Origin of the sequence: Streptomyces sp. NPDC051064, from assembly GCF_044455985.1 — a bacterium.
Taxonomy (GTDB): Bacteria; Actinomycetota; Actinomycetes; order Streptomycetales; family Streptomycetaceae; genus Streptomyces.
On the sequence record NZ_JBITFK010000005.1, the window covers coordinates 525,317 to 549,933 of the forward strand.

Annotated in this window: 24 protein-coding genes; 7 read left to right on the plus strand and 17 right to left on the minus strand. The window is 70.5% G+C overall.

Features of this window, described 5'->3' with window-relative positions; genetic code table 11:
• Positions 1-234: 234 nt before the first annotated feature.
• On the minus strand, positions 235-960 hold the full coding sequence (locus ACIBCU_RS20585) for a glycoside hydrolase family 11 protein (protein WP_362931005.1): 726 nt from the start codon (positions 958-960) through the stop codon (positions 235-237).
• Positions 961-1,318: 358 nt separating this feature from the next.
• Here ACIBCU_RS20585 and ACIBCU_RS20590 point away from each other — a divergent pair, with 358 nt between their 5' ends.
• The gene (locus tag ACIBCU_RS20590) at positions 1,319-1,582 is read left to right on the plus strand and encodes a hypothetical protein (protein WP_362931003.1); all 264 of its coding nucleotides are present in this window, start codon (positions 1,319-1,321) and stop codon (positions 1,580-1,582) included.
• 780 nt (positions 1,583-2,362) lie between these two features.
• Here the strand turns inward: ACIBCU_RS20590 and ACIBCU_RS20595 are convergent.
• Positions 2,363-3,706: a class I SAM-dependent RNA methyltransferase gene (locus ACIBCU_RS20595; protein WP_362943566.1), complete on the minus strand. Its 1,344-nt coding sequence runs from the start codon at positions 3,704-3,706 to the stop codon at positions 2,363-2,365.
• A gap of 111 nt (positions 3,707-3,817) precedes the next feature.
• On the minus strand, positions 3,818-5,866 hold the full coding sequence (locus tag ACIBCU_RS20600; protein WP_362943563.1) for an APC family permease: 2,049 nt from the start codon (positions 5,864-5,866) through the stop codon (positions 3,818-3,820).
• A 367-nt stretch (positions 5,867-6,233) separates the two neighbouring features.
• Here ACIBCU_RS20600 and ACIBCU_RS20605 point away from each other — a divergent pair, with 367 nt between their 5' ends.
• Together ACIBCU_RS20605 and ACIBCU_RS20610 are read left to right on the plus strand one after the other, a co-directional pair.
• Entirely contained in the window at positions 6,234-6,902 is a 669-nt protein-coding gene (locus tag ACIBCU_RS20605; RefSeq protein WP_014153600.1) for a TrkA family potassium uptake protein, read from the plus strand.
• Positions 6,902-7,579 (plus strand): TrkA family potassium uptake protein, encoded by a 678-nt coding sequence (locus tag ACIBCU_RS20610; RefSeq protein ID WP_362943560.1) that lies wholly within the window; start codon positions 6,902-6,904, stop codon positions 7,577-7,579. The genes ACIBCU_RS20605 and ACIBCU_RS20610 overlap by 1 nt, the downstream gene beginning before the upstream one ends.
• A gap of 117 nt (positions 7,580-7,696) precedes the next feature.
• Here ACIBCU_RS20610 and ACIBCU_RS20615 read toward each other — a convergent pair whose 3' ends face one another.
• The 8 genes from ACIBCU_RS20615 to ACIBCU_RS20650 form a co-directional block, all read right to left on the minus strand.
• A complete protein-coding gene (locus tag ACIBCU_RS20615) occupies positions 7,697-8,542 on the minus strand; it encodes a DUF3159 domain-containing protein (protein WP_362941892.1) in 846 nt (281 codons plus the stop codon).
• Positions 8,543-8,545: 3 nt separating this feature from the next.
• The gene (locus tag ACIBCU_RS20620; RefSeq protein ID WP_362941889.1) at positions 8,546-8,962 is read right to left on the minus strand and encodes an OB-fold nucleic acid binding domain-containing protein; all 417 of its coding nucleotides are present in this window, start codon (positions 8,960-8,962) and stop codon (positions 8,546-8,548) included.
• Positions 8,963-9,032: 70 nt separating this feature from the next.
• Complete coding sequence (locus tag ACIBCU_RS20625) at positions 9,033-9,740, minus strand: response regulator (protein WP_356710295.1); 708 nt, start codon at positions 9,738-9,740, stop codon at positions 9,033-9,035.
• A 58-nt stretch (positions 9,741-9,798) separates the two neighbouring features.
• A complete protein-coding gene (locus ACIBCU_RS20630) occupies positions 9,799-12,342 on the minus strand; it encodes a sensor histidine kinase KdpD (protein WP_362941886.1) in 2,544 nt (847 codons plus the stop codon).
• Between the two features lie 138 nt (positions 12,343-12,480).
• Entirely contained in the window at positions 12,481-13,215 is a 735-nt protein-coding gene (locus tag ACIBCU_RS20635; RefSeq protein WP_399232927.1) for an ABC transporter ATP-binding protein, read from the minus strand.
• Positions 13,216-13,354: 139 nt separating this feature from the next.
• On the minus strand, positions 13,355-14,122 hold the full coding sequence (locus ACIBCU_RS20640; protein ID WP_362941880.1) for a DUF3710 domain-containing protein: 768 nt from the start codon (positions 14,120-14,122) through the stop codon (positions 13,355-13,357).
• A gap of 1 nt (position 14,123) precedes the next feature.
• Complete coding sequence (gene dut, locus ACIBCU_RS20645) at positions 14,124-14,651, minus strand: dUTP diphosphatase (RefSeq protein ID WP_014153608.1); 528 nt, start codon at positions 14,649-14,651, stop codon at positions 14,124-14,126.
• A complete protein-coding gene (locus ACIBCU_RS20650; RefSeq protein ID WP_362941877.1) occupies positions 14,651-15,235 on the minus strand; it encodes a PaaI family thioesterase in 585 nt (194 codons plus the stop codon). The genes dut and ACIBCU_RS20650 overlap by 1 nt, the downstream gene beginning before the upstream one ends.
• Positions 15,236-15,293: 58 nt before the next feature.
• Between ACIBCU_RS20650 and ACIBCU_RS20655 the strand changes: the two genes are divergently transcribed.
• Positions 15,294-15,749, plus strand: a complete 456-nt coding sequence (locus ACIBCU_RS20655) for a DUF3093 domain-containing protein (protein WP_399232930.1) — start codon at positions 15,294-15,296, stop codon at positions 15,747-15,749.
• 4 nt (positions 15,750-15,753) lie between these two features.
• Here ACIBCU_RS20655 and ACIBCU_RS20660 read toward each other — a convergent pair whose 3' ends face one another.
• From ACIBCU_RS20660 to ACIBCU_RS20675, 4 genes are all read right to left on the minus strand, one after another.
• Complete coding sequence (locus ACIBCU_RS20660) at positions 15,754-16,713, minus strand: hypothetical protein (protein ID WP_399232932.1); 960 nt, start codon at positions 16,711-16,713, stop codon at positions 15,754-15,756.
• 12 nt (positions 16,714-16,725) lie between these two features.
• On the minus strand, positions 16,726-17,022 hold the full coding sequence (locus ACIBCU_RS20665; RefSeq protein WP_003965732.1) for a DUF4193 domain-containing protein: 297 nt from the start codon (positions 17,020-17,022) through the stop codon (positions 16,726-16,728).
• Positions 17,023-17,425: 403 nt separating this feature from the next.
• Positions 17,426-18,667, minus strand: a complete 1,242-nt coding sequence (locus ACIBCU_RS20670; RefSeq protein WP_362941868.1) for an ATP-binding protein — start codon at positions 18,665-18,667, stop codon at positions 17,426-17,428.
• Between the two features lie 7 nt (positions 18,668-18,674).
• Positions 18,675-19,328 carry a response regulator transcription factor gene (locus ACIBCU_RS20675; RefSeq protein WP_031089418.1) on the minus strand — a complete coding sequence of 218 codons (654 nt, stop codon included), beginning with the start codon at positions 19,326-19,328 and terminating at the stop codon, positions 18,675-18,677.
• A gap of 363 nt (positions 19,329-19,691) precedes the next feature.
• Between ACIBCU_RS20675 and ACIBCU_RS20680 the strand changes: the two genes are divergently transcribed.
• Positions 19,692-19,865, plus strand: a complete 174-nt coding sequence (locus ACIBCU_RS20680) for a hypothetical protein (protein ID WP_164992724.1) — start codon at positions 19,692-19,694, stop codon at positions 19,863-19,865.
• Positions 19,866-19,966: 101 nt separating this feature from the next.
• On the opposite strand, the gene ACIBCU_RS20685 is transcribed toward ACIBCU_RS20680, so the two are convergent.
• Positions 19,967-20,767, minus strand: coding sequence for an inositol monophosphatase family protein (locus tag ACIBCU_RS20685; protein WP_362941865.1), 801 nt, complete (start codon positions 20,765-20,767; stop codon positions 19,967-19,969).
• Positions 20,768-20,838: 71 nt separating this feature from the next.
• Entirely contained in the window at positions 20,839-21,963 is a 1,125-nt protein-coding gene (locus ACIBCU_RS20690; RefSeq protein WP_362941862.1) for a ferrochelatase, read from the minus strand.
• Between the two features lie 114 nt (positions 21,964-22,077).
• On the opposite strand from ACIBCU_RS20690, the gene ACIBCU_RS20695 reads away from it, so the two are divergent.
• Positions 22,078-23,322 (plus strand): MFS transporter, encoded by a 1,245-nt coding sequence (locus ACIBCU_RS20695; RefSeq protein WP_399232938.1) that lies wholly within the window; start codon positions 22,078-22,080, stop codon positions 23,320-23,322.
• Positions 23,282-24,601, plus strand: a complete 1,320-nt coding sequence (locus ACIBCU_RS20700; protein ID WP_362941856.1) for a D-arabinono-1,4-lactone oxidase — start codon at positions 23,282-23,284, stop codon at positions 24,599-24,601. Before ACIBCU_RS20695 ends, ACIBCU_RS20700 begins: the two co-directional genes overlap by 41 nt.
• The last annotated feature ends 16 nt before the right edge of the window (positions 24,602-24,617 follow it).

A 24,617-nucleotide genomic window follows, 5' to 3' on the forward strand; every position in this document is an offset into this window, starting at 1 on the left:
ACCGGACGAGTTGCGCGGCCCGGCACGGGGAATCGCGGAGGAAGCGGGAACCTGAAGCCGGTCCGCCCGCCGCAACGACGTCCCGCAACGAGTTGCCGAGCGTCGCGCCGCGACTGGGACGCCGAAGTGGCAGGAGTTCGCGCCCGCCTTGAACCCACCCCGGCGTCCGCAACGACCACGGCTGCGGGACCCGTCACGCGGACGGGACCCGCAACCGTGATCGCCGGACGGAGGTCAGCCGCTGACCGTGATGTTCGAGCTTCCGCTGCTCTGGTAACCCTCGGTGGCCATGATCATGTAGTACTTGAACTGGCCCATGTTCATGCCCGCGCGGGCCCAGGCGTCGAAGTGGTTGCCGGTGGTGATGGTGCCGGAACCGCTGGTCACCTTCGACTGCCGGACGCTCCAGTACTGCTGGAAGGTCTTGGTGCCTTCCACGGAGGGGGCGTTGTACCGGGTCGTCTGGTAGATGTCGTACGTGCCGCCGTCACTGGAGACGGTGCCCTTGTAGGTGCCGGTGGGCCGGTAGCTGCCCCAGTTGTCGACGATGTAGTACTCCACCAGCGGGTTCGAGGTCCAGCCGTAGAGGCAGCCGTAGCCGTTGCCCGACGGGTTGAAGTAGCCGCTGTAGCGGACCGCCCTGCGTCCGCCGGTGCTCCAGCCCTTGCCGGCGACGAAGTTGCCGCAGTTGGTCCACCTGGTGCTGTAGCTGCCGCCGCCGTTGAGCGTCATGGAGACGGAGCCGCCGCCGTCGGTCCAGAACGAGTAGTACATGCCGTCGGTGCCGGTCTGGTTGGTGGTGATGGTGGTGGCGGCGTGGGCGGTGCCGGGCAGCAGCAGCCCGGACGCGGTTGCGAGCGCGACGGTGCCGGCGCCGCCGAGGAAGCCTCGTCGGCTCCAGCCGTTGAGGGGAGCGGGGTTCTGCTGGATCTGGTCCTGCTGCGTGCCGTCCTGCTGCATGCATCCTCCCGATGAAGGCTGGTGGGGACCGGGCGGCTTCTGCTGCCCGGCGGCCTTGCATGAAACACGGCGGGGGTCGCCCGTCGTCGTGCGGTAACGACCGACCGCCATCCCGGTCACATGACACGAGGGGAACGACGGACTCCTGTCGTCCGGTGGCCACAGTTTTCGTAGAGCCTCATGACCCTGTCAATACTTTCGGCAATCTTTCGGAAAGATTGCCTTACTAGAGGAAGTCTTGAAGAGTGCGTCCTCGCTGGTCAAGCCGCCTTTCACGCGAATTGACGTGAGGGGTGGGCTGGAATCCAGGAGAGGTGGGGTGCAAGCAGGTGCGCGGCTTCGAAACTTTCGGACAGGCGTGGACGCGACCAGGGTGATCTGCCACCGGGAACGACTGCGCGTGATCGGCCTGGCCTGGTACACCGCGTACGACGCGGCGAAATCCGCGACCGCCGCCTACGGCGAGGTGCGGTGCCGCGCGCGGACCCTCGAATCCGTCAGCCTCGCCCTGGCCGGCATGCCCTGGGTCTTCACGTCGACGAGACCGCGGGTGACTTCGATCTCCTGGCGTCGGTCGCCGCCACCGACCTGTCGTCCTCCGACCGCTCGGTCCACGGCCTGATCGGCGGTCCGGGCAGCGCACGGCCCACCGCACCCGCTTCGGGACCACGCTGCACATCGCAGGGCGGCGACTGGCGTATGCGGGCCATGGAACCCGCCGGGCACGCGGAGCTCTCCGCTCCGTTCGGCGTACCTCACGCTCGACCGTGTGCAGCGCCCACATGCACCACCCGCCCGCGCCGGGGACCAGGCCACCCTTCTGACCGACCCCAGCGGCCGGACCCCGAAGACCCCAACAGCCCAGGAGCGATCCTGGGAGACTTCGGCTCGGACTTCCTCCAAGGGCTGAAGGCGCCCTTCCAGTTCCTCGGAGACGCCCACGACGCCGTCACCGGCCAGAACGGCGGCGCCGGCGTCTTCCTCGACAAGTACCTCCCCGTCCGCCCCGCCTACCGCCTCTACCGCGCGGAATACATGCTCCGCCGGCAGAGCTGCGACGCACTCGCCGACCTGTACGCGGAAGCAGCCGACGAGCTGACCCGGCAAGTGGCCCTCGTCGGGGGTCGGCGACCTCACGGGGTGGAGGCGACAGGCGTACGAACCGGAGACCTCCGTCCTGAGATCCGGGGGACCGCCGAACAGCTCCGCCGGGTCGAGACTTCCGCTGCGAGCGTCATCCGAGCGTCAAGAATCTCCGGACGAGTCCCTGAAGGCGTCGCCGCTGCAAGCCCTCAGCTCGTGAATTCGCAGGTCAGTGGCCTACAAGGGTCGATCCGTCCGCTCGACCCGTTACACAGAGGGAAACAGGTCGAGAAACCCACCCGGACCACAAAACCGCAGGTCAGGCGCCCTTGTCAGCAGGCTCCAGAATGGCCACGCACTCCACGTGCGACGTCATCGGGAACAGGTCGAACGCCCGCAGCGTCCGCACCTTGTACCCCCCGTCGCGGAAGTAGGCGATGTCCCGCGCCAGCGCCGCCGGGTCGCACGCCACGTACGCGATGCGGCGGGCGCCCAGCGACGCCAGGTGCTTGACCGTGGCCTTGCCGGCGCCGGCGCGCGGCGGGTCCAGGACGATCAGGTCGCACTCGGTGATGCCCGTGCGCGGCAGCACCTGGTCGACCTTGCCGTGTTCGATGCGGACCCGGTCGAGGTCCTTCAGGTTGTGGCGGGCGTCCTCGACGGCGCGCTTGCCGGACTCGATGCCCAGCACCGCGCCCTTCTCGCCGATGCGCTGGCCGATGGCGCCGGCGAACAGGCCGACGCCGCAGTAGAGGTCCAGCGCCATGTCGTTCTTGCGCGGCAGCAGACCCTGCATGACCGCGCGGACCAGCGTGTCGGCTGCCTGCGGGTGAACCTGCCAGAAGCCGCCCGAGCCGACGCGGTACGTACGGTCGTCGGCGCGCTCGCGGACGAAGGCGCGGCCGTGGACACGGTGGACGCCGCCGTCCTTCTCGTCGACACGGAGCACGGAGACGGGCTTGTCGAGCTCGACGAGCGGGAGGCGGCCGCCCTCGCGGGGGGTCAGGATGACCTGGCGGTCGTGGGAGCCCGTGGCGGAGATGGCCTCCACCGTGGCCATCTGCGGCCAGTCCTGCTTCTCGATGCCGAGCTCGGAGACGCCGGGAGCGGCGATCAGGCAGTGGTCGATCGGCTGGACCTCGTGCGAACGGTGCTTGCGCAGTCCGACCAGGCCGTCCGCGTCGACGGCGTACTGCACGCGGGTGCGCCACGCGGGGACCTCGCCCGGCGGGAGCTTGTCGCCCTCGGCCGGCATGACCGTGCCGTCCCAGCCGGCCTCCTCGGGCGTGAGACCCGCCAGGCGCTGGAGCTGCTCGGCGATCACTTCGCCCTTGAGGCGGCGCTGGGCGCCGGGCTTGGCGTGCTGCCAGTCGCAGCCGCCGCACTTGCCGGGCCCTGCGTACGGACAGGGGGCCTCGACCCGGTCCTTGGAGGCCTCGATGACCGTGACCGCGTCGGCGCGCAGGAAACGGGAGTCGCTCCCGCCCTCGGTGACCCGGGCGACGACCTTCTCGCCGGGGAGAGTGTGGCGCACGAAGAGCACCTGGCCCTCGGACGTACGGGCGATGCAGTGGCCGCCGTGGGCGACGGGTCCTACCTCGACCTCGTACTCCCGACCGATCAGATCCTCCCCGGCCTGCGACGACGTTGATTCGTTCTGCATGAGGGGGTGGCTCCAGAGGTCAGGAAAAAGGAAAACGGCAAAACGGCCGGACAACAGCCCACCAGTCTACGTGGGCGGAAGCCGGCCGCTTACCACAGGCGGAGCGTGGAGTCAGCCCTTCTGGCTCGGATCCTTGTGACGCCGCTCCACGGGGCCGCGACGCACCGATCCGGGGGCGATCCAGTCCGCGCGCCTCCTGGCCCGCACCTTCGCGGCCTCGGAGGACTCCAGCTGGTAGGGCACCGAGGTGACCATCACGCCTGGCGTGAAGAGGAGCCTGCCCTTGAGCCGCAGCGCGCTCTGGTTGTGCAGCAGGTGCTCGTACCAGTGGCCGACCACGTACTCGGGGATGTAGACGCTGATCACATCGCGCGGGCGGTCCTTGCGCAGGCTCTTGACGTAGTCGATGACCGGCCGGGTCACCTCTCGGTAAGGCGAGTCCAGGATCTTCAACGGGATGTCGATGCCACGCCTCTCCCAGTCGTTCCTGAGCGCCTTCGTCTCGTCCGGGTCGACGCTGATGGACAGCGCCTCCAGATGGTCCGAGCGCACCAGCTTGGCGTACGCGAGTGCGCGCAGCGTGGGCCGGTGGAGCTTGGAGACCAGGACGATCGAGTGGACCCGCGAAGGCCTCACGGTGTCGTCGGACGGGGTGTCGGACGCGGCGATCTCCTCGGCGACCCGGTCGTAGTGCTTGCGGATCGCGGTCATCGTGCCGAAGAAGATCACCATGCCGAGCAGCGCGACCCAGGCGCCGTGGGTGAACTTGGTGGCCAGGACGACGACCAGGACCAGTCCGGTGAAGAACGCGCCGAAGGTGTTGATCGCCCGGGAGCGGACCATGTGCCGGCGCGCGGCCGGGTCCTTCTCGGTACGCAGATGGCGGTTCCAGTGCCGCACCATGCCGGTCTGGCTGAGCGTGAAGGAGACGAAGACACCGACGATGTAGAGCTGGATCAGCCGGGTCGAGTCGGCCCCGTAGATCCAGACGAGCAGGATCGCGGCCCCGGCGAGCAGCACGATGCCGTTGGAGAAGGCGAGCCGGTCACCGCGGGTGTGCAGCTGGCGGGGCAGATAGCGGTCCTGGGCGAGGATCGAGCCGAGGAGCGGGAAGCCGTTGTACGCGGTGTTCGCGGCGAGGAAGAGCACGAGGGCGGTGGCCGTCGCGAGGAAGACGAAGAAGAACGTCCCGTCACCGAAGACCGCCGCGGCGACCTGGGAGATGACCGGGTCCTGGGTGAAGTCCGCGCCGACCGCGACACCGTTGTGGAGCAGGTCCTTCGCGGGGTTCTCCGCCATCTTCACGTCGGTGGCCATGGCCAGGCCGATGATGCCGCAGAACATGGTGACGGCCAGCAGGCCCATCGCCGCGAGGGTGGTCGCGGCGTTCTTGCTCTTCGGCTTGCGGAAGGCGGGGACGCCGTTGCTGATCGCCTCGACGCCGGTGAGGGCCGCGCATCCGGAGGAGAAGGCGCGCAGGAGCAGGAAGACGAGGGCGAAGCCGGCGATCCCCTGGTGCTCGGGCTTGATCTCGTAGTCCGAGGTGGGCGCGTGCATGGTGTCGCCGAGGGCCAGCCCCCGGAACGCGCCCCAGAGGATCATCACGAAGACCCCGGCCACGAACAGGTAGGTCGGGATGGCGAAGAGCTTGCCCGACTCCTTGACGCCCCGGAGGTTCATCAGCGTCAGCAGCACGATGGCGCCGACGGCGCAGAGCGTCTTGTGCTCGATGACGAAGGGGATGGCGGAACCGAGGTTCTCCACGCCCGAGGAGATCGACACGGCGACGGTGAGGACGTAGTCCACGAGGAGGGCGCTGGCGACGGTCAGACCGGCCTTGGGGCCGAGGTTGGTGTTGGCGACCTCGTAGTCGCCTCCCCCGCTCGGGTACGCGCGGACGTTCTGCCGGTACGAGGCGACGACGGTGAACATCAGGACCACGACCGCGACCGCGATCCACGGGCTGAAGTGGTATGCCGACACGCCCGCGATGGACAGCACGAGGAGGACTTCTCCGGGTGCGTACGCAACGGAGGACAGCGGGTCGGACGCGAAGACGGGGAGCGCGATGCGCTTGGGGAGGAGGGTCTCCCCCAGCTTGTCGCTGCGCAGCGCCCGGCCGATCAGGATCCGTTTGGGCACGTCGGTCAGTTTGGACACGGTGAGGATCGTAAGCGCTGCTGGGACACGCCGCCGAAGCACCACCCCCTCGGCACCCGGAAAACCTTCATAATTACCCGCCCTCACCGCAAAAGTCCATGGAATCCTTAACGAAATCCTTGCGGTACGGACCGCACCGCGGCCCGCGGCGGCTCCCCCTCCCGCCCGGCGGCCCGCCTCCCTTTGCTCATCGGCCCGTGGGATACGCACACTCGGATGAGGCGGTCCGGGCGTCGCCGCATAAGCTCGTCCACGGGCAACGCCGAAGGTGGTTGCCCGATTGTTTGCCCCGCAAGCTGAGAGAGAAGTGTGAGCAGGGTGTTTTCGCAGGTCATCGGGACGACCAGGACGGCGAGGTAGGCGCACGGTGCACATCGTCATCATGGGCTGCGGGCGCGTCGGAGCCGCTCTCGCGCAGACCCTGGAGCAGCAGGGGCACACGGTCGCCGTGATCGACCAGGACCCCACGGCGTTCCGCCGGCTCGGTTCCGGCTTCGGCGGCAGGCGGGTCAGCGGGGTCGGCTTCGACCAGGACACCCTGCGTGAGGCGGGGATCGAGGAGGCCGGAGCGTTCGCGGCCGTCAGCAGCGGCGACAACTCCAACATCATCGCCGCCCGGGTGGCCCGCGAGATGTTCGGCATCGAGAACGTCGCGGCGCGTATCTACGACCCGCGGCGTGCCGAGGTCTATCAGCGTCTGGGCATCCCCACGGTGGCCACGGTCCGCTGGACGGCGGACCAGATGCTGCGGCGGCTGCTGCCGTCGGGCGCCGAGCCGCTGTGGCGCGACCCGAGCGGCGGTGTGCAGCTCGCGGAGGTGCACACCACGCCGTCCTGGATCGGGCACAAGATCAGCACATTGCAGGAGGAGACGGGCGTCCGCGTCGCCTTCCTCACCCGGTTGGGTGAGGCCATACTGCCCACGTCGCAGACGGTTCTGCAGGAGGGCGACCTGGTCCACGTGATGATGCGTACGGACGAGATCGCGAAGGTCGAGGAGGCCTTTGCCGAAGGTCCCGAGGAGGGCGGTCACTGATGCGCGTCGCGATTGCCGGGGCCGGTGCGGTGGGCCGTTCCATCGCGGCCGAGCTCCTGGAGAACGGGCACGAGGTGCTGCTGATCGACAAGGCGCCGACCGCCATCTCGGTGGAGCGCGTCCCGATGGCCGAGTGGCTCCTCGCGGACGCCTGCGAGATCACGTCGCTCGACGAGGCGGCGCTCCAGCGGTGCAACGTCGTGATCGCCTCGACGGGTGACGACAAGGTCAACCTGGTCGTCTCACTGCTCGCGAAGACCGAGTACGGCGTCCCGCGGGTCGTGGCCCGGGTGAACAACCCGAAGAACGAGTGGCTGTTCAACGAGTCCTGGGGCGTCGATGTCGCGGTCTCCACTCCGCGTCTGATGTCCGCCCTGGTCGAGGAGGCGGTGAGCGTCGGCGATCTCGTCCGGCTGCTGCGCTTCAGCCACGGCGACGCCAACCTGGTCGAGCTGACACTGCCCCCGGAGTCGGCGCTGGCCGGCATCCGGGTGAGTGATGTGGCCTGGCCCGAGGACACCTCGCTCGTCACGATCATCCGCGGCACCCGGGTGCTGACGCCGAGCCCCGAGGAGAGCCTGGAGGCCGGTGACGAGCTGCTGTTCGTGGCCGCCCAGGCCCGCGAGGAGCAGCTGGAGGACCTGCTGTCGGTCCGCCGCGAGCCCGCCGAGGACTGAGGCAGGGCTGAGGCAGGGCGTCCCGAGCACATCGGAAGGGGCCCGGACCGTACGTCGATGACGTACGGTCCGGGCCCCTTCCTGCGGGCGACGGAGGAAGCCCCGGCCCGCCCGAACTCAGTCCGTACGGCGGTGCCTGGCGGGGCCGGCGTCGCGCTCCGTGCCGGCGAGGCCCGTGGCCAGGTCCTGTTCGGCCTGCGCGAACCCGGGGGCCAGGCCGTCCTCGACCGCCTTGCGGGCCTTGCGGTCCTTCTCCGCCTGCTCCTCCGCCTCCATCTCCGCGAAGACGTCGATGGGCGGCGGCGCCTTGGCCAGGAAGACCCACGTCAGATACACGGCGAGCAGGAACGGCGGGATCTTGAGCGCGACCAGCACCCACCCGAGCTGAGCGGTGTCGGCCCACCAGTACAGCGGGAAGAGGATCGCGCACTTGGCGAGCAGGATCAGCCCCCAGGCGTAGCTGGCCTTGGCGTACGCCTTCTTGCGGCCGGGGTTCCTGGTGCGCCAGGAGAGGTTCTCCTTGAAGACCGGGCCGAGGATCAGCCCGATCAGCGGCACCCCGGCGACCGTCGTGACGAGGTACGCGAGGGCGAGTCCGAGCGTGTAGATCATGCCCGGCAGATAGAAGTCCTTGGCGTTGCCCGTCATCATCGCGAAGACCACACCGAAGCCCACGCCGAAGACGCCGCTGAAGGCGTGCTTGACGGTGTCCTTGCGGATCAGCCGCACGGCGACGAGGGCCAGGGAGACCACCAGGGCGGCGATGGCCGAGGCCTTGAGGTCCTTGTTGATGGTGAAGATCGTGACGAAGAGCAGCCCGGGCAGGACTGTCTCCACCATGCCGCGCACGCCGCCGAAGGCCTCGAAGAGCGCGGCTTCCGTGACCGCCTTCGCGTCGGCGTCCTGCTGGTCGGTGCGGTGGGGCTGGTCCGTTTCGGACGTCGGCTTGTCGAGAGACGTCACCGGCTACTCCTTGCCGAGCGGTCGGAGTTCGTATTTGGGATTGAACAGCACCCGGCGGCCGTGGCTCATGGCTACGCGGCCCGACGCGATGAGCTTGCGGCCCGGCTCGATGCCGACGATGGAACGCCGGCCCAGCCAGACCACGTCGAGCGGCGCGGTGCCGTCGAAGAGCTCCGCCTCCAGGGCGGGCACTCCGGCACGCGGCCGCAGGGTGACCGTCCGCAAGGTACCAGTGACCTTGACGATCTGGCGGTCCGAGCACTCGGAGATGCGCGTGCAGCCCGAAGCGTGCGTGTCCTCCCGCAGCTCCTCGGACTCCAGATCCTCCTGGGAGCTGGACAGCCGGTCGAGCATGCGGCGGAAGCGGCCGGACGGCTTCGAGGTCCCGCCTGACTTCTCGGATCGGGGAACAGCGCTCATACCCGAAGGGTACCGGTCTCCTGTGGTAAGGGCTGGCCCGGACGGATGCCACCCGAACGAGTGACGCCGATCACTCCGGGACGGACCGTCCCCGCTCGAAGCGGTAGCCCATGCCGGGCTCGGTCACGAAGTGCCTGGGGTGCGAGGGATCGGCCTCCAGCTTGCGGCGCAGCTGCGCCATGTAGACCCGCAGATAGTTGGTCTCGGTCCCGTACGAGGGCCCCCAGACCTCCTGGAGCAGCTGCTTCTGGCTGACGAGCCGCCCGGCGTTGCGGACGAGGACCTCCAGCAGGTGCCACTCGGTGGGCGTGAGCCGCACGTCGCGGCCCTCACGGTGCACCTTCTTCGCCGACAGGTCGACGGTGAACCCCTCGGTCTCGACGATCACCAGGTCGTCGCCGACGTCCTGGCCGACCGGTTCCGCCCTGCGTACGGCGGCGCGCAGCCGGGCCAGCAGCTCGTCCATGCCGAACGGCTTGGTGACGTAGTCGTCGGCACCGGCGTCCAGGGCCTCGACCTTCTCGTCGGAGGTGTGGCGTGCGGAGAGCACGAGGATCGGCACCCGCGTCCAGCCGCGCAGGCCCCTGATCACCTCGACGCCGTCCATGTCCGGCAGCCCGAGGTCGAGGACGACGACGTCGGGGTGCCGCGCCGCCGCGAGCTGGAGGGCGGTCGCCCCGTCGGGCGCCGCGTCCACCTCGTACCTGCGCGCCTTCAGATTGATCACGAGGGCGCGCACGATCTGCGGCTCGTCGTCGACCACGAGCACCCGGGTCATCGCGGACCTGCCTTTCCTGAAAATGTGTACGGGACGGGGGTGCGCCGCCGCGGGGATCTCACGAGGCGACGCGTACGGGCGGTACGGGGCCGGCCCGCACCTGCCCCGGCGCGGCCGTGAGCGTGAGGACCATGGTGAGACCGCCGCCCGGGGTGTCCTCGGCGTCCAGCGTGCCGCCCATGGACTCCACGAAACCGCGGGCGACGGCGAGCCCGAGTCCGACCCCGGCCCCGCGCGGGGCGTCACCGTAGCGCTGGAACGGCTCGAATATGCGTTCCTTGGCCTCGTCCGGGACTCCGCGGCCGCGGTCGGCCACCCGCAGCTCGACGCGGTCGCCCAGGGCACTGGCGGCGACGGTGACACGTTCCCGGCCGGGGCTGTACTTGACGGCGTTCTCGACGATGTTGGCGACGGCCCGCTCCAGCAGTCCGGGGTCCACGGCGACCATGGGCAGCGTCTCGGGGATGTCCAGGTCCACGCTGCCCTCGGGCACGCCGCCGAGGGCCATCGGGACGACCTCGTCGAGGTCGAGTTCGCGGATCAGCGGGGTCACCGTGCCGGTCTGCAGACGCGACATGTCGAGCAGATTGCCGACCAGGTGGTCCAGGCGGTCCGCGCCGTCCTCGATGGCCGCGAGAAGCTCCGCCTCGTCCGCGTCGGACCAGGAGACGTCGTCGGCGCGCAGGGAACTCACCGCGGCCTTGATGGCGGCCAGCGGGGTACGCAGGTCGTGGCTGACGGCGGCGAGCAGCGCGGTCCTGATCCGGTTGCCCTCGGCGAGCCGTCTGGCAGCCTCCGCCTCCCCCACCAGCCGCTGCCGGTCGAGCACCACGGCGGCCTGCGCGGCGAAGGCGCCGAGGACCCGGCGGTCCTCCGCGGGCAGCACGCGGCCGGAGAGCGCCAGCGCCATGTGGTCGCCGACAGGCATGTCCACGTCCGCGTCGTCGGGCCGGGCCACCGGCGCGGGCCCGACGGATCCGGCGCAGGTCCAGGGCTCGACGTCGCTCTGCCGCTCCAGGAGGGCGACGGACTCCATGCCGAAGGTCTCACGGACCCGGTCGAGCAGGGCGTCCAAGGCCGTCTCGCCCCGCAGAACGCTGCCGGCGAGCGTGGAGAGGATCTCCGACTCGGCTCGCAGCCGTGCGGCCTGGTGGGTGCGCCGGGCCGCCAGGTCGACCACGGAGGCGACCGCCACCGCCACCGCGAAGAAGATCACGATGGCGACGAAGTTCTCCGGATCCTGGACGGTCAGGGTGTGGGTGGGCGGTGTGAACCAGTAGTTCAGGAGCAGGGAGCCCACCGCGGCGGAGGCGAGCGCGGGGGCCAGACCCCCGAGCAGCGCGGCGGCGACGGTCAGGAAGAGGAAGAGCAGGACGTCGTTGGCGAGTCCCGGCCCGTTCTCCATTCCGTGCAGGAGCAGGGTCAGGAGGGCCGGTCCGCCGACGCCGGCGAGCCAGCCCGAGACGATCCGGGTGCGGCTGAGCCGGGCCCCGCGCGCGATCGGCAGCCCGCGCCCCTTGGCGACCTCCTCGTGCGTGACGATGTGCACGTCGAGGTCGGGCCCCGACTCGCGGGCGACGGTGGCGCCGACCCCGGGGCCGTAGATGTACTGCCAGGTCTTGCGGCGGCTGGAGCCGAGGACGATCTGGGTGGCGTTGACGCCCCGGGCGAACGCGAGGAGCGCCGAGGGTATGTCGTCGCCGATGACGTGGTGGAAGGTGCCTCCGAGGTCCTCCACGAGGGTGCGCTGGACGGCGAGCTCCTTGGGCGAGGCGGAGGTCAGTCCGTCGCTGCGGGCGATGTACACCGCGAGGATCTCGCTCCCGGAGCCCTTCGCGGCCATCCGGGAGGCGCGGCGGATGAGCGTACGGCCCTCCGGTCCGCCGGTCAGTCCGACGACGATGCGCTCACGGGCCTGCCAGGGGGTGCTGATGTCGTGTTCGCCGCGGTACTGCTGGAGGTACTCGTCGACCCGGTCGGCGACCCAGAGGAGGGCCAGCTCGCGCAGGGCGGTCAGGTTGCCGGGGCGGAAGTAGTTGGACAGGGCGGCGTCGACCTTGTCCGACTGGTAGATGTTGCCGTGGGCCATACGCCGGCGCAGCGCCTGGGGCGACATGTCGACAAGCTCGATCTGATCGGCGCGCCGGGCGACCTCGTCGGGGATGGTCTCCTGCTGCCGCACCCCTGTTATCGACTCCACGACGTCGCCGAGGGACTCCAGGTGCTGGATGTTGACGGTGGACACCACGTCGATGCCGGCCTTGAGGAGTTCCTCGACGTCCTGCCAGCGCTTGGCGTTGCGGGAGCCGGGCACGTTGGTGTGGGCGAGCTCGTCCACGAGGGCTACGGCCGGCGCCCTCTCCAGGACGGCGTCGACGTCCATCTCGGCGAAGACCGCGGAGCGGTGTTCGATGTCCCGGCGCCGGATCTGCTCCAGGCCGTGCAGCAGCACCTCGGTGCGCGGACGGTCGTGGTGCTCGATGAACGCGACGACGCAGTCCGTGCCCCGCTCCACCCGTCGATGGGCCTCGGACAGCATCGCGTAGGTCTTGCCGACGCCGGGTGCCGCACCCAGGTAGATCCGTAGCTTGCCGCGTCCCATGGCCCCATTGTCTTCCCTGAACCGGCCACCGCAGACACGGGGAGCCGGACTCGAAGCTACCCCGGGAATTTCTCGCACAGGGGCCGGAGGGGTGCGCCGGGGGTCCGTATTGACGGGATTCTGACGCGGCTCAGCAGGTCAGACGTGCTCGACGATGTGCCCGTCGCTGAGCTCCAGGACCCGGTCGGCGAAGCCGAGCAGCTGGGGGTCGTGCGTGGCGACGAGGACGGTGACGCCCTCGCTGCGCACGACGGCCCGCAGCAGCTGCATGACCGCGAGCCCGGTCTCCGCGTCGAGCTGCCCGGTGGGTTCGTCGGCGATCAGGAGGGCGGGCCGGTTGGCGAGCGCGCGGGCGATGGCGACACGCTGCTGCTGGCCGCCGGAGAGCTCTCCGGGGCGCTGCTTGGCGTGGTCACCGAGACCCACCAGGGAGAGCAGCAGCGCCACGCGCTCCTCGCGCTCGTGCGGGTCGGTCCTGCGCAGGCGCATGGGCACGCCGACGTTCTCCGCCGCGGTCAGGATCGGGATCAGGCCGAACGACTGGAAGATGAAGCCGATCCTGTCCCGGCGGAGCTCCAGCAGCCCGTCCTCACCGAGCCCGGAGAGGTCTGTGCCGCCGACGGTGATGCGGCCACTGTCCGGTGTGTCGAGCCCGCCGACGAGGTTGAGCAGGGTGGTCTTGCCCGACCCCGAGCGGCCCTTCAGCGCGACGAGCTCTCCGCGCGGGATCTCGAAGGAGACCCCCCGCAGGGCGTGCACGGCGGCAGCGCCGCTCCCGTACGAACGGTGCAGGTCCTCGACCCTCACCATGGGGCCGTCGGCCGGGCTCTCGGCCAGGGCCGTGCCGGTCTGTCCGTCGGTGGTCCGTGTCATCGCTCTCCCCCGTGCGTACCGCTCTCCTCAGGCGGCCGCCAGTATGTGCATGAGGCAGCCGGTGAGGCAATGGAAAAGCCGGTGGGCCGCGCCCCCTCCCCGGGGCGCGGCCCACCGGCCGGAACGAACTGGGGTGCGGTCAGCGCACCTCGGTGATCTCGGGCCCGCGCTGGAGCTGGCCCATACCGCCGGAGAACTTCGAGCTCTCCTGGTCCTCCTGCTGCACACCCTCGGGCACCATCTGGGCGTCGTTGGGGAGCTTCAGGACGATCGGGTCACGCGGCGCCATCGGGCCGTCACCGCGTACGACGACGGTGTCCTGGAAGATCGTCTCCAGCAGCCCGGCGGCCTCCGGCTGGACGGCGCCCTGGCCGGAGATCACGCCGCGCAGGAACCAGCGCGGTCCGTCGACGCCGATGAAGCGCACCATCTGTACGCCGTTCTTCCCGTCCGGAAGCTGTACGGGGACCTGGGCGCGCAGCTCCCAGCCCAGCGGGCCCTCGACCTCGTCGATGATCCCGCCCTGCTGGGTGATGCCCGAGGCGATCTCCTCGCGCACCTCGCCCCAGATGCCCTCCTTCTTGGGAGCGGCGAAAGCCTGCAGCTGGACCGCGCTGTCGCGCAGCACGACGGTCGCCGCGACGATCGCGTCACCGGCGACCTCCACGCGGAGCTCCATGCCCTCGACCCCGGGCACGAAGATGCCGCCCAGGTCCACCCGGCCCTCGCCGGGCTGGGAGACCTCGGAGATGTCCCACGGCCCGTCGGGGCGGGGAGCCGGCGGAAGGTTTGTACGGCGCGAGCCGCCCTCGGCGGTGTCGTCGAGCTCGTCGGCGACCTGCTCGGCCTCGCGCGCTTCGTCCGCCGTGTCCTTGGCGGAACCACTGTTCTTGCGACGTCCGAACACGTCAACGTCCTTCCCGGTCGGATACGACCGAAGCGTAGCTGTTCCCACCCTGGGTGTTACCGCCCGTGACGCCGTCCACTGCGGCGTGACCGCCGGTGGATCCGAAGCCCCCCTCGGCCCGCGCCGAGCCGGGGAGCTCCGTCACCTCGTGGAAGCGCACCTTCTCGACCTGCTGGACGACCAGTTGGGCAATCCGGTCGAACCGTTCGAACCTCACGGTCTCGCGTGGGTCGAGATTGACCACGATGACCTTGATCTCCCCACGGTACCCGGCATCGACCGTCCCCGGGGCGTTCACGAGGGCCACTCCGCAGCGGGCAGCGAGGCCGGAGCGGGGGTGGACGAAGGCGGCGTAGCCGTCGGGCAGGGCGATCGACACCCCGGTGGGGAGCACCGCCCGCTCGCCCGGGGCGAGCTCGGCCGCCTCGGTGGTGACCAGGTCGGCACCGGCGTCACCCGGGTGTCCGTACCCCGGAATCGGCACGTCCGGGTCGACCCGGCGGATGAGTACGTCGACGGGGTGGCGCATCAGGGGTTCACCTCGAAGGCGCGGGCGCGCCTGACCTGGTTCGGATCGGACATCGCGGCCTGGATCTCCTCCGGCCGTCCGTTGTCGATGAAGTGGTCCACCTTGACCTCGATGAAGAGGGCTTCCGCACGGACCGCGACGGGCCCTTCGGGGCCGCCGGTCCGTCCCGTCGCACGGCAGTAGATCTTCCGGCCGTGCACCGCGGTGACTTCGGCCTCCAGGAAGAGCACCGTGTCGACGGGCACCGGCAGGACGTAATCGGTCTCCAGCCGGCCGGTCACCGCGATGACCCGCAGCAGCCAGCTCAGCGCGCCGAGCGTCTCGTCCATCGCCGTGGCCAGGACACCGCCGTGCGCCAGCCCCGGAGCGCCCTGATGGGCGGGCTTCACGGTGAACTCGGCGGTGACGCTCACGCCCTCTCCGGCCGTCGCCTGGAGATGCAGTCCGTGCGGCTGCCCGCCACCACAGCCGAAACAGTGTTCGTAGTGGGATCCGAGGAGCTCACCGGGCGCGGGAGCATCGGGATGGCGGACAGGCCTCACCGCGCCGGCCGGGGGTGTCAGACGTGCAGATGTTCCACTCACAGCCGCAGACCTTACCCGCGCGGCCGACCGCGGGTCGCGCCGTGCCAAGCTTGCTTTCATGCAGCCTTCCGCACCTCCCTTCGACGAACGTCTCACCGCACCCCGCTCGTGGTGGCTCATCGCCTTCGGGATCGGTGTCGCCTGTGCGCTGATGCTCCTGCCGCTCGGCGCCCTGCCGATGCTCGGCGGCCTGGTCGCCGGTACGGCCGCGGCATGCGTGGGCGTGAGCTCGTACGGCTCCGCGCGCATCCGGGTCGTGGCGGGCGCCCTCGTCGCCGGCGATGCCCGGATCCCCCTGGAAGCACTCGGGGACGCCGAGGTGCTGGACGGGGACGAGGCGCGCGCCTGGCGCTCGTACAAGGCTGATCCACGGGCGTTCATGCTGCTGCGCAGCTACGTCCCGACGGCGGTGCGGGTGAAGGTCACGGACCCGGCCGACCCGACGCCGTACCTCTATCTGTCGACCCGGGAGCCGCAGGCTCTGGTGGCGGCCCTCGCGCCCGTACCCGCCTGAGCGGTCAGCGGCCGGGGTCGTCCAGACCCTTGGGCAGCTCCTTGGCGGGCTCCGCGGGCTGTTCCAGCGGGGGAAGCTCCGGGAGACGGTCCCAGGGGACCTGTCCACGCCGCAGGTCGTTCCTGACCCGGTCGGCGAGCCTTCTGGTGTCCCGTCGGTTCATCAGCGCGCCGACTGCGGCACCGATCATGAACGGGATGAGGTTCGGCAGGTCGCGCACGGTGCGCTTCATGATCTGCTGGCGGAGCTCGCGCTTCATCTGCCCGCCCAGCGCCGCGTTGAGCGTGGTGGGGCGTGAGACGTCGATGCCTCGCTCTTCCGTCCAGGACGTCAGATACGCGGTGCTGCGCTGGCCCAGGTTGCCCGGCGGTCGCTGGCCGTAGACCTCGTGGAGCTCGGCGACCAGCTTCATCTCGACGGCGGCCACTCCGGTGATCTCGGCTGCCAGCTCGGCGAGCATGGCGGGGGGTACGGGCATCATCGCCGCTGCCCCGATGCCCGCGCCGACGGTCGCGGTGGCGTTGCAGGCGCCCGCGACGAGCTTGTCGGCGAGCTGTTCCGGGCCGAGCCCCGGGAACTGTTTGCGCAGGGTGGCCAGGTCCCGGACAGGGACACGGGGAGCCGTGTCGATGATGCGGTCGGCCACCATGCCGACCGCCGCCGCGACGCTCTCCCGGCTCTTGCGTACGCCTCGTTTCAGTGTGTGCAGGCGGCCGGAGCCCTCCGGGGACTCTGCCCGTCCGTCCTGCCCTGGCTCGGGTGACGGATCCGTCGCCCTTACCGCTTCGAGCGAGGCCGGACGGCCCCGCTCGTCGTCAGGTGGTGTGCCGGGAGAGGCAGGCAGGGCGGCCTGGTGCTCGGCAGTGGGGCTCTCGCCCTCTGCCGGGCCTGCGCCGCCCTGATATGCCTCCGACGACTTCGTGCGCCGCAAGCGCCGCTTCCGGAACGGTGTGTCGCCTGCCACGGCCGGCCGGCCTCAGTCGCAGTCGCGGCAGATGGGCTGGCCGTTCTTCTCGCGCGCCAGCTGGCTCCGGTGGTGCACGAGGAAGCAGCTCATGCAGGTGAACTCATCGGCCTGCTTGGGCAGAACCCGCACAGCAAGCTCTTCGTTGGACAGGTCTGCGCCGGGCAGCTCCAGTCCCTCTGCCGCGTCGAACTCGTCCACGTCGACGGCGGATGCCGTCTTGTCGCTCCGACGAGCCTTGAGCTCTTCGAGGCTGTCCTGGTCCACGTCGTCGTCGGTCTTGCGTGGGGTGTCGTAATCCGTTGCCATGTCGCTCTCCCCCTCATGGGTGTCTGCGGTGTCTCAGCGCACGTAACGCGTGAGAGGCCGGACTTGTGCCCGACCTGAGGCGGAGATTTTGCCTCACATCAAGGTCTGTTACTCAATCGACACCCAACCGGATCCCTCGTGAGCGATCGGCTTGGGTGGCGATGGGGACCGTACACGGTCCGATTGCTGCAGTTCACGGGCGCCACCCCGTGTACTTCCCGTGATATCGACCCCCGGAAACCCGGACGTTTCCAGGCTTTCGGACAGAGTTGTGATCACGGAGAGTGGAGGGGCCGGAATATGCCCCTGTGATCGATCACACAAGGACGGAACGGAAACAGGGTCCGAAAATTCCGCCCAAAGCGAACAGAGCGATCCAATGCCGCTCACACCGTGAAGCCTCTCAGACAGGCAGGGTGACGCGCATCACGAGACCGCCGCCCTCGCGGGGCTCCGCGATGATACGGCCTCCGTGCGCCCGCGCGACGGATCGCGCGATCGACAGGCCGAGCCCCACCCCCTTGTCGCTGCCCGTGCGCTCCGTGCGCAGCCGCCTGAACGGCTCGAAGAGGTTGTCGATCTCGTAGGCGGGCACCACGGGCCCGGTGTTCGAGACGGTCAGGAGCGCCTGTCCGTGCCGGAGCTCGGTGGTGGCCTCCACCCAGCCGCCCTCCGCCACGTTGTAGCGCACGGCGTTCTGCACGAGGTTCAGCGCGATCCGCTCCAGGAGTACCCCGTTGCCCTGGACGACGGCCTGGGCCCGCTCTCCGCGCACCTCGACCCCCTTCGCCGCCGCCTCGGCCCTGGTCTGGTCGATGGCGCGGTCGGCGACCTCGGCCAGATCCACGGGCTTGCGTTCGACGATCTGGTTGTCGCTGCGGGCGAGCAGCAGCAGCCCTTCGACCAGCTGTTCGCTGCGCTCGTTGGTGGCCAGGAGCGTCTTGCCCAGCTGATGAAGCTCCGGTGAGGCCTCCGGATCGGAGAGATGGACCTCCAGGAGCGTGCGGTTGATCGCGAGGGGCGTACGCAGCTCGTGCGAGGCGTTCCCCACGAACCGCTGCTGGGCGGTGAAGGCCCGCTCCAGACGGTCCAGCATCTCGTCGAAGGTGTCCGCGAGCTCCTTCAGCTCGTCGTCGGGGCCGTCCAGCTCGATCCGGCGGGAAAGATCCGTGCCCGCCACCCGGCGGGCGGTGCGGGTGATCCGTCCCAGCGGGGACAGGACGCGGCCCGCCATGGCGTAGCCGAAGGCGAAGGCGATGATGCTGAGGCCGACGAGAGCCAGCAGCGCCCTGTTCAGCAGGGAGTCGAGGGCGTGCTGGCGCTGGGCCGCGGTGCAGTTCTTGATCGCGTCGTTGAGCTGGCCGTTGTTCTGCGCGGAGCCGAGCTGCGGACAGGTGTCGCTGGAGATCTGGACGTTCGTGCCGGAGACCTGGAAGGCCGGGCCGCCGGCGTCGTGCAGGGCCTGTGCCGCCAGCATGTAGATGATCGACAGCAGGAGGATGCCCGCGATCAGGAACATGCCGCCGTACAGCAGCGTGAGCCGTATCCGGATGGTCGGCCGCAGCCAGGGGTACGGGGACTCCTGCGCCTTGGGTTCCCAGGTCGGCTTCGGGGGTGCCTTCATGGGGGCCGGGGAAGCTGCCATCACGCCCTCAGATCCGGTATCCGGAGCCGGGGACGGTGACGATGACGGGCGGCTCGCCGAGCTTGCGGCGCAGGGTCATGACCGTCACGCGCACCACGTTGGTGAACGGGTCGGTGTTCTCGTCCCACGCCTTCTCCAGCAGCTGCTCGGCCGAGACGACCGCGCCCTCGCTGCGCATGAGGACCTCCAGGACGGCGAACTCCTTCGGAGCGAGCTGGATCTCCTGCTCGTCCCGGAAGACCTCGCGGCGGTTGGGGTCGAGCTTGATGCCGGCCCGCTCCAGCACGGGCGGCAGCGCGACCGTGGTGCGGCGCCCCAGAGCGCGCACCCGCGCCGTCAGCTCGCTGAAGGCGAAGGGCTTGGGCAGGTAGTCGTCCGCACCGAGCTCCAGGCCTTCCACCCGGTCGCTGACGTCACCGGAGGCGGTGAGCATGAGCACCCGGGTGGGCATGCCGAGCTCGACGATCTTGCGGCAGACGTCGTCCCCGTGCACCACCGGAAGGTCCCGGTCCAGCACGACGACGTCGTAGTCGTTCACCCCGACGCGCTCGAGGGCCGCCGCTCCGTCGTAGACGACGTCGACGGCCATGGCCTCCCGGCGCAGCCCGGTGGCCACCGCATCGGCGAGCAGCTGCTCGTCCTCGACGACGAGTACGCGCACGGCGCAGTCCTTCCCTAGATCTTCGAAAAAACGGCGAGTGGCCCTCGTTCCGGCTGCTCGCAGCACGTCAGCGGCACCGACTGTGCGCGTCCATCCTGCCCGTAACGCGCATAAACCGGCGGTAAGACGGCGCGGCCCGGTCCGCCGCTCCAGGGAATGGAGCGGATTTCCACGACAGTTGAGGTTTCTCGCGGGCGGGCGGCGGGGAGGACGCTCTCACACCCGCGATCACGCCCTGCATGTGGCGTACCACAGCCCGTCCTGCTTCCAGAGGGACTGCGTGATCACCCGCACTCCGGCCCACGGGCCGGAGGACCACCGGGCACACCCCCGTGCCACCGACCCACGACGAGGGGGCGCTTCATGGACGCTTTCACCGCAGGTCTGCTGCAACGAATCAAGACCACCGAGTCCGACCTCACGAGGGCTCGCGAGACGGGCGACGACTTCCTCGCGGATGTCGAGCAGGGAGAGCTTGACGACCTGCACCGCCTCGCCGCCGAGCACGGCGTGGAAATCGGCGCCACAAGCGTCTGAGCCGCCATGAGAGGGCCCCGGGAGCCGTGATGGCTCTCCGGGGCCCTCTCTCGTGCCGGCACCCTCCCTGGGGGCCGCAAGGGGCTCAGGGAGGGCGTACGTCAGTCGTGCCAGGCGCCCAGTTCCTCCAGGAGCGCCTGCAGCGGCTCGAAGACGCCGGGGGTCGCCGCGACCGTCAGGTCTCCGTCGGCCGGCCTGCCCGGCCGTCCCCCGGTGAGGGCTCCCGCCTCCCGGGCGATGAGATCGCCCGCCGCGACGTCCCAGGGGTGCAGTCCGCGCTCGTAGTAGCCGTCGAGCCGGCCGGCGGCCACGTCGCACAGGTCGACGGCCGCGGACCCCCCGCGGCGGATGTCACGCAGTCGCGGGATGAGCTGCTGGGCCACGGCGGCCTGATGGGCGCGGACCTCGGTGACGTAGTTGAAGCCGGTCGACACCAGCGCCTGGTCGAAGGGGGCCGTGGGGCGGCAGCGCAGCGCGTCACCGTTCCCGTACGCGCCGCCGCCGAGCACCGCGTGGAACGTCTCCCGCCGCATCGGGGCCTCGACGACGCCGACGACCCGTTCGCCGTCCCGCTCGGCCGCGATGGAGACGGACCAGGTCGGAAGTCCGTAGAGGTAGTTCACCGTGCCGTCGAGCGGGTCGATGACCCACCGGATGCCGCTGGTGCCCTCGGCGCTGGCGCCCTCCTCCCCGAGGAAGCCGTCGGCGGGGCGGTGCTCGGAGAGGTAGCCGGTGATCAGCTTCTCCGCCCGGATGTCCATCTCGGTGACGACGTCGATCGGGCTGGACTTCGTCGCGGCCACCCCGAGGTCGGCGGGGCGGCCGTCACGCAGGAGCGCGCCCGCCCGGCGGGCCGCCTCCAGGGCGAGGTCGAGCAGTTCGGACAGGAGGGGGTCGGTCACAACGCTCCAGAGGTGGTTCGCGGGCCGGGCGGGCCTGTCGGCGCCCGCGCGGCCGGGGATGCGGACGGTGGTCAGAACGGGCTGTCGGCGCCTGCGGCGGCCGGCTTGGGGACCCTGGCCGGGCAGCAGCCGACCGGACAGAGGTCGTGGGAGGGGCCGAGCGCCCCCAGGGCGCACGGCGCGACCGGGCGGTCCTGCTCGGCGGCGGCGCGCTCCAGGAGGAGCTCACGCACGGCGGCGGCGAACCGGGGGTCCGCGCCCACCGTCGCGGAGCGGCGCACGGGCAGTCCGAGCTCGGCGGCCTTGGCGGTGGCCTCGGTGTCGAGGTCGTACAGCACTTCCATGTGGTCCGACACGAAGCCGATGGGGGCCATGACGACCGCCGGGACACCGTCGCCGTGGAGTGCCTCCAGGTGGTCGCAGATGTCGGGCTCCAGCCACGGGATGTGCGGGGCGCCGCTGCGCGACTGGTAGACGAGCTGCCACGGGTACTCGACGCCGGTCTCCTCGCGCACGGCCTCGGTGATCAGCCGGGCGACTTCCAGGTGCTCGGCCACGTAGGAGCCCCCGTCGCCGTGGGTCTCCACCGGCCCGGAGGTGTCGGCCGCCGACACCGGGATGGAGTGGGTGCTGAACGCGAGGTGCGCCCCCGCCCTGACGTCCTCGGGGAGATCGGCCAGCGACGCCAGCACGCCGTCCACCATGGGCCGCACGAACCCGGGGTGGTTGAAGTAGTGCCGCAGCTTGTCCACCCGGGGCACCGGGAGCCCTTCCGCCTCCAGCGCGGACAGCGACTCGGCCAGATTCTCGCGGTACTGACGGCAGCCGGAGTACGAGGCGTAGGCGCTGGTGGCGAGCACGGCGATCCGGCGGTGGCCGTCCGTGATCATCTCCCGCAGGGTGTCGGTGAGGTACGGAGCCCAGTTGCGGTTGCCCCAGTACACCGGGATCTCGAGGCCGTGTTCCGCGAAGTCCTTGCGCAGTGCGTCCAGCAACGCCCTGTTCTGTGCGTTGATCGGGCTCACACCGCCGAAGAGGAAATAGTGCTTGCCGACCTCCTTGAGCCGTTCTTCGGGGATGCCCCGGCCGCGCGTCACGTTCGCCAGGAACGGGACCACGTCGTCGGGGCCTTCGGGACCGCCGAAGGAGAGCAGCAGCAGGGCGTCGTAGGGAGCTGGACCACGCAGATCGGACATGCACCCGATCCTGCCACCCGCCTCCGACAGTGCGGCAACCGCCGTCGGCGGGTACCCCGCGCCCGTAAGCTGTATCGGCCATCCATACACCTGACAGGCTTCCCGGAGCGTCCCTTGCCCAGCCCCTACCGCGCCATCTTCGCCGCCCCCGGGACCCTGGGGTTCTCGGCGGCGGGCTTCTTCGGCCGGATGCCGCTGGCCATGATGGGCATCGGCGTCGTGACGATGGTCTCCCAGATGACCGGCCGCTACGGGCTGGCGGGAGCGCTCTCCGCCACGCTCGCCATGGCTGCGGCCGTGATGGGCCCGCAGGTCTCCTGGCTGGTCGACAGGTACGGGCAGCGGCGTGTGCTGCGCCCGGTCACCCTGGTCGCGGGGGCGGCGGTCGCGGGGCTCCTGGTCTGCGCCCAGCAGCGGCTGCCGGACTGGACCCTGTTCGTCTTCGCGGCCGGCGCGGGCTGTGTGCCCAGCATGGGCTCGATGGTCCGGGCCCGGTGGGCGGAGATCTACCGGGGGTCCGGCCGTCAGCTGCACACGGCGTACTCCTGGGAGTCGATCGTCGACGAGGTGTGCTTCATCTTCGGACCCATCGTCTCCATCGGCCTGTCCACCGCGTGGTTCCCGGAGGCCGGCCCCCTGGTCGCGGGTGTGTTCCTCGTGACCGGCGTCTTCTGGCTGACGGCCCAGCGGGCCACCGAACCCAGGCCGCACCCGAAGGAGCACCACACGGGCGGCTCGGCCCTCCGCTCGCCCGGGCTCCAGGTGCTGGTGACCGCCTTCGTCGCCACCGGAGCGATCTTCGGAGCGGTCGACGTGGTGACCGTGGCCTTCGCCGAGGAGCGCGGCCACAAGGCCGCGGCCAGCCTCGTGCTCGCCGTCTACGCCCTGGGGTCCTGCCTCGCCGGTGCCGTCTTCGGCCTGGTGCACCTGCGGGGGAAGCCGTCCACCCGGTGGCTGGTGGGGGTGTGCGCGATGGCCGTGAGTATGATCCCCCTCCAACTGGCCGGGAGCCTGCCGTTCCTGGCCGTGGCGCTCTTTGTCGCGGGCCTCGCCATCGCACCGACGATGGTCACCACGATGGCCCTCGTCGAACAGCACGTACCACGCACCCAGCTGACCGAGGGCATGACCTGGACCAGCACCGGACTCGCCGTCGGAGTGGCGCTCGGCTCCTCCGCCGCGGGCTGGGTGGTCGACGCCTCCGGGGCCGGGGCGGGGTACGCGGTGCCCGCCGTGGCGGGAGCGCTCGCGGCCGCGGTGGCGTTCCTGGGGTATCGCCGGCTCGCGGAGCCGGTTCCTAGGGGAGGGCGCGGGGAAGATGACCGACACCTACGCACGGACGGCGAACACGTGGCGTAACTGGGCGGGCAACGTCACCGCCCGGCCCGCACGCGTCGAGTCCCCCGCCTCCGTCGACGAGCTCGCCGACGTGCTCCGCAGGGCGTCCGAGGAGGGCCTGACGGTCAAGCCGGTCGGCACCGGTCATTCGTTCACCGCGACCGCCGCCACCGAGGGCGTCCTCATACGTCCGGACCTGCTCACCGGCATCCGCGGCGTCGACCGCCGGGCGATGACCGTGACGGTCGAGGCGGGCACACCGCTGAAGCGTCTCAACGCCGCACTCGCCCGCGAGGGGCTCTCCCTCACCAACATGGGCGACATCATGGAGCAGACGGTCGCCGGGGCCATCTCGACCGGCACCCACGGCACCGGCCGCGACTCGGCGTCGGTGTCCGCGCAGATCCGCGCGCTGGAGCTGGTCACGGCCGACGGCACCGTGCTGTGCTGCTCGGCCGACGAGCACCCGGACGTGTTCGCGGCGGCCCGGATCGGGCTCGGGGCGCTCGGCGTGATCACCTCGGTCACCTTCGCGGTGGAGCCGGTCTTCCTGCTGACGGCTCGCGAGGAGCCGATGACCTTCGACCGGGTCACGGCCGATTTCGATCAGCTCGTCGCCGAGAACGAGCACTTCGAGTTCTACTGGTTCCCGCACACCGGCAACTGCAACACCAAACGCAACAACCGGAGCGCGGGCCCCACCGCTCCGCCCGGGCGGGTGAGCGGCTGGATCGAGGACGAGCTCCTCTCCAACGGCATCTTCCAGGTCGCGTGTTCGCTCGGCCGGGCGGTCCCCGGGGCCATCCCCTCCATCGCCAGGATCTCCAGCCGCGCCCTGTCGGCCCGTACGTACACCGACATCCCGTACAAGGTGTTCACCAGCCCGCGGCGGGTGCGCTTCGTCGAGATGGAGTACGCCCTGCCGCGCGAGGCGGCCGTCGAGGCGCTGCGTGAGCTCAAGGCGATGGTGGAGCGCTCGCCGCTGCGGATCAGCTTCCCGGTGGAGGTCCGCACGGCGCCCGCGGACGACATCGCGCTCTCCACGGCCTCGGGCCGGGAGAGCGCGTACATCGCGGTGCATCTGTACCGGGGCACGCCGTACCAGGCGTACTTCACCGCCGTCGAGCGGATCATGACGGGATACGACGGCCGCCCGCACTGGGGCAAGATCCACACCCGTGATGCCGGCTACCTGGCCGGGAGCTATCCGCGGTTCGGCGAGTTCACCGCCGTACGCGACCGCCTCGACCCGGACCGGCTGTTCGCCAACGACTACCTGCGTCGCGTGCTCGGGGACTGAACGAAGGCGGAGCGCA

Coding starts and splice junctions, on each gene's coding strand:
- ACIBCU_RS20630 (WP_362941886.1), bottom strand. CDS start 12,342: ATGGGACGCGGCAAGCTACGGATCTACCTGGGTGCGGCACCCGGCGTC.
- ACIBCU_RS20585 (WP_362931005.1), bottom strand. CDS start 960: ATGCAGCAGGACGGCACGCAGCAGGACCAGATCCAGCAGAACCCCGCT.
- ACIBCU_RS20670 (WP_362941868.1), bottom strand. CDS start 18,667: ATGGCAGCTTCCCCGGCCCCCATGAAGGCACCCCCGAAGCCGACCTGG.
- ACIBCU_RS20700 (WP_362941856.1), top strand. CDS start 23,282: ATGACCGACACCTACGCACGGACGGCGAACACGTGGCGTAACTGGGCG.
- ACIBCU_RS20610 (WP_362943560.1), top strand. CDS start 6,902: ATGCGCGTCGCGATTGCCGGGGCCGGTGCGGTGGGCCGTTCCATCGCG.
- ACIBCU_RS20680 (WP_164992724.1), top strand. CDS start 19,692: ATGGACGCTTTCACCGCAGGTCTGCTGCAACGAATCAAGACCACCGAG.
- ACIBCU_RS20690 (WP_362941862.1), bottom strand. CDS start 21,963: ATGTCCGATCTGCGTGGTCCAGCTCCCTACGACGCCCTGCTGCTGCTC.
- ACIBCU_RS20625 (WP_356710295.1), bottom strand. CDS start 9,740: ATGACCCGGGTGCTCGTGGTCGACGACGAGCCGCAGATCGTGCGCGCC.
- ACIBCU_RS20620 (WP_362941889.1), bottom strand. CDS start 8,962: ATGAGCGCTGTTCCCCGATCCGAGAAGTCAGGCGGGACCTCGAAGCCG.
- dut (WP_014153608.1), bottom strand. CDS start 14,651: ATGCGCCACCCCGTCGACGTACTCATCCGCCGGGTCGACCCGGACGTG.
- ACIBCU_RS20595 (WP_362943566.1), bottom strand. CDS start 3,706: ATGCAGAACGAATCAACGTCGTCGCAGGCCGGGGAGGATCTGATCGGT.
- ACIBCU_RS20635 (WP_399232927.1), bottom strand. CDS start 13,215: ATGACACGGACCACCGACGGACAGACCGGCACGGCCCTGGCCGAGAGC.
- ACIBCU_RS20655 (WP_399232930.1), top strand. CDS start 15,294: ATGCAGCCTTCCGCACCTCCCTTCGACGAACGTCTCACCGCACCCCGC.
- ACIBCU_RS20665 (WP_003965732.1), bottom strand. CDS start 17,022: ATGGCAACGGATTACGACACCCCACGCAAGACCGACGACGACGTGGAC.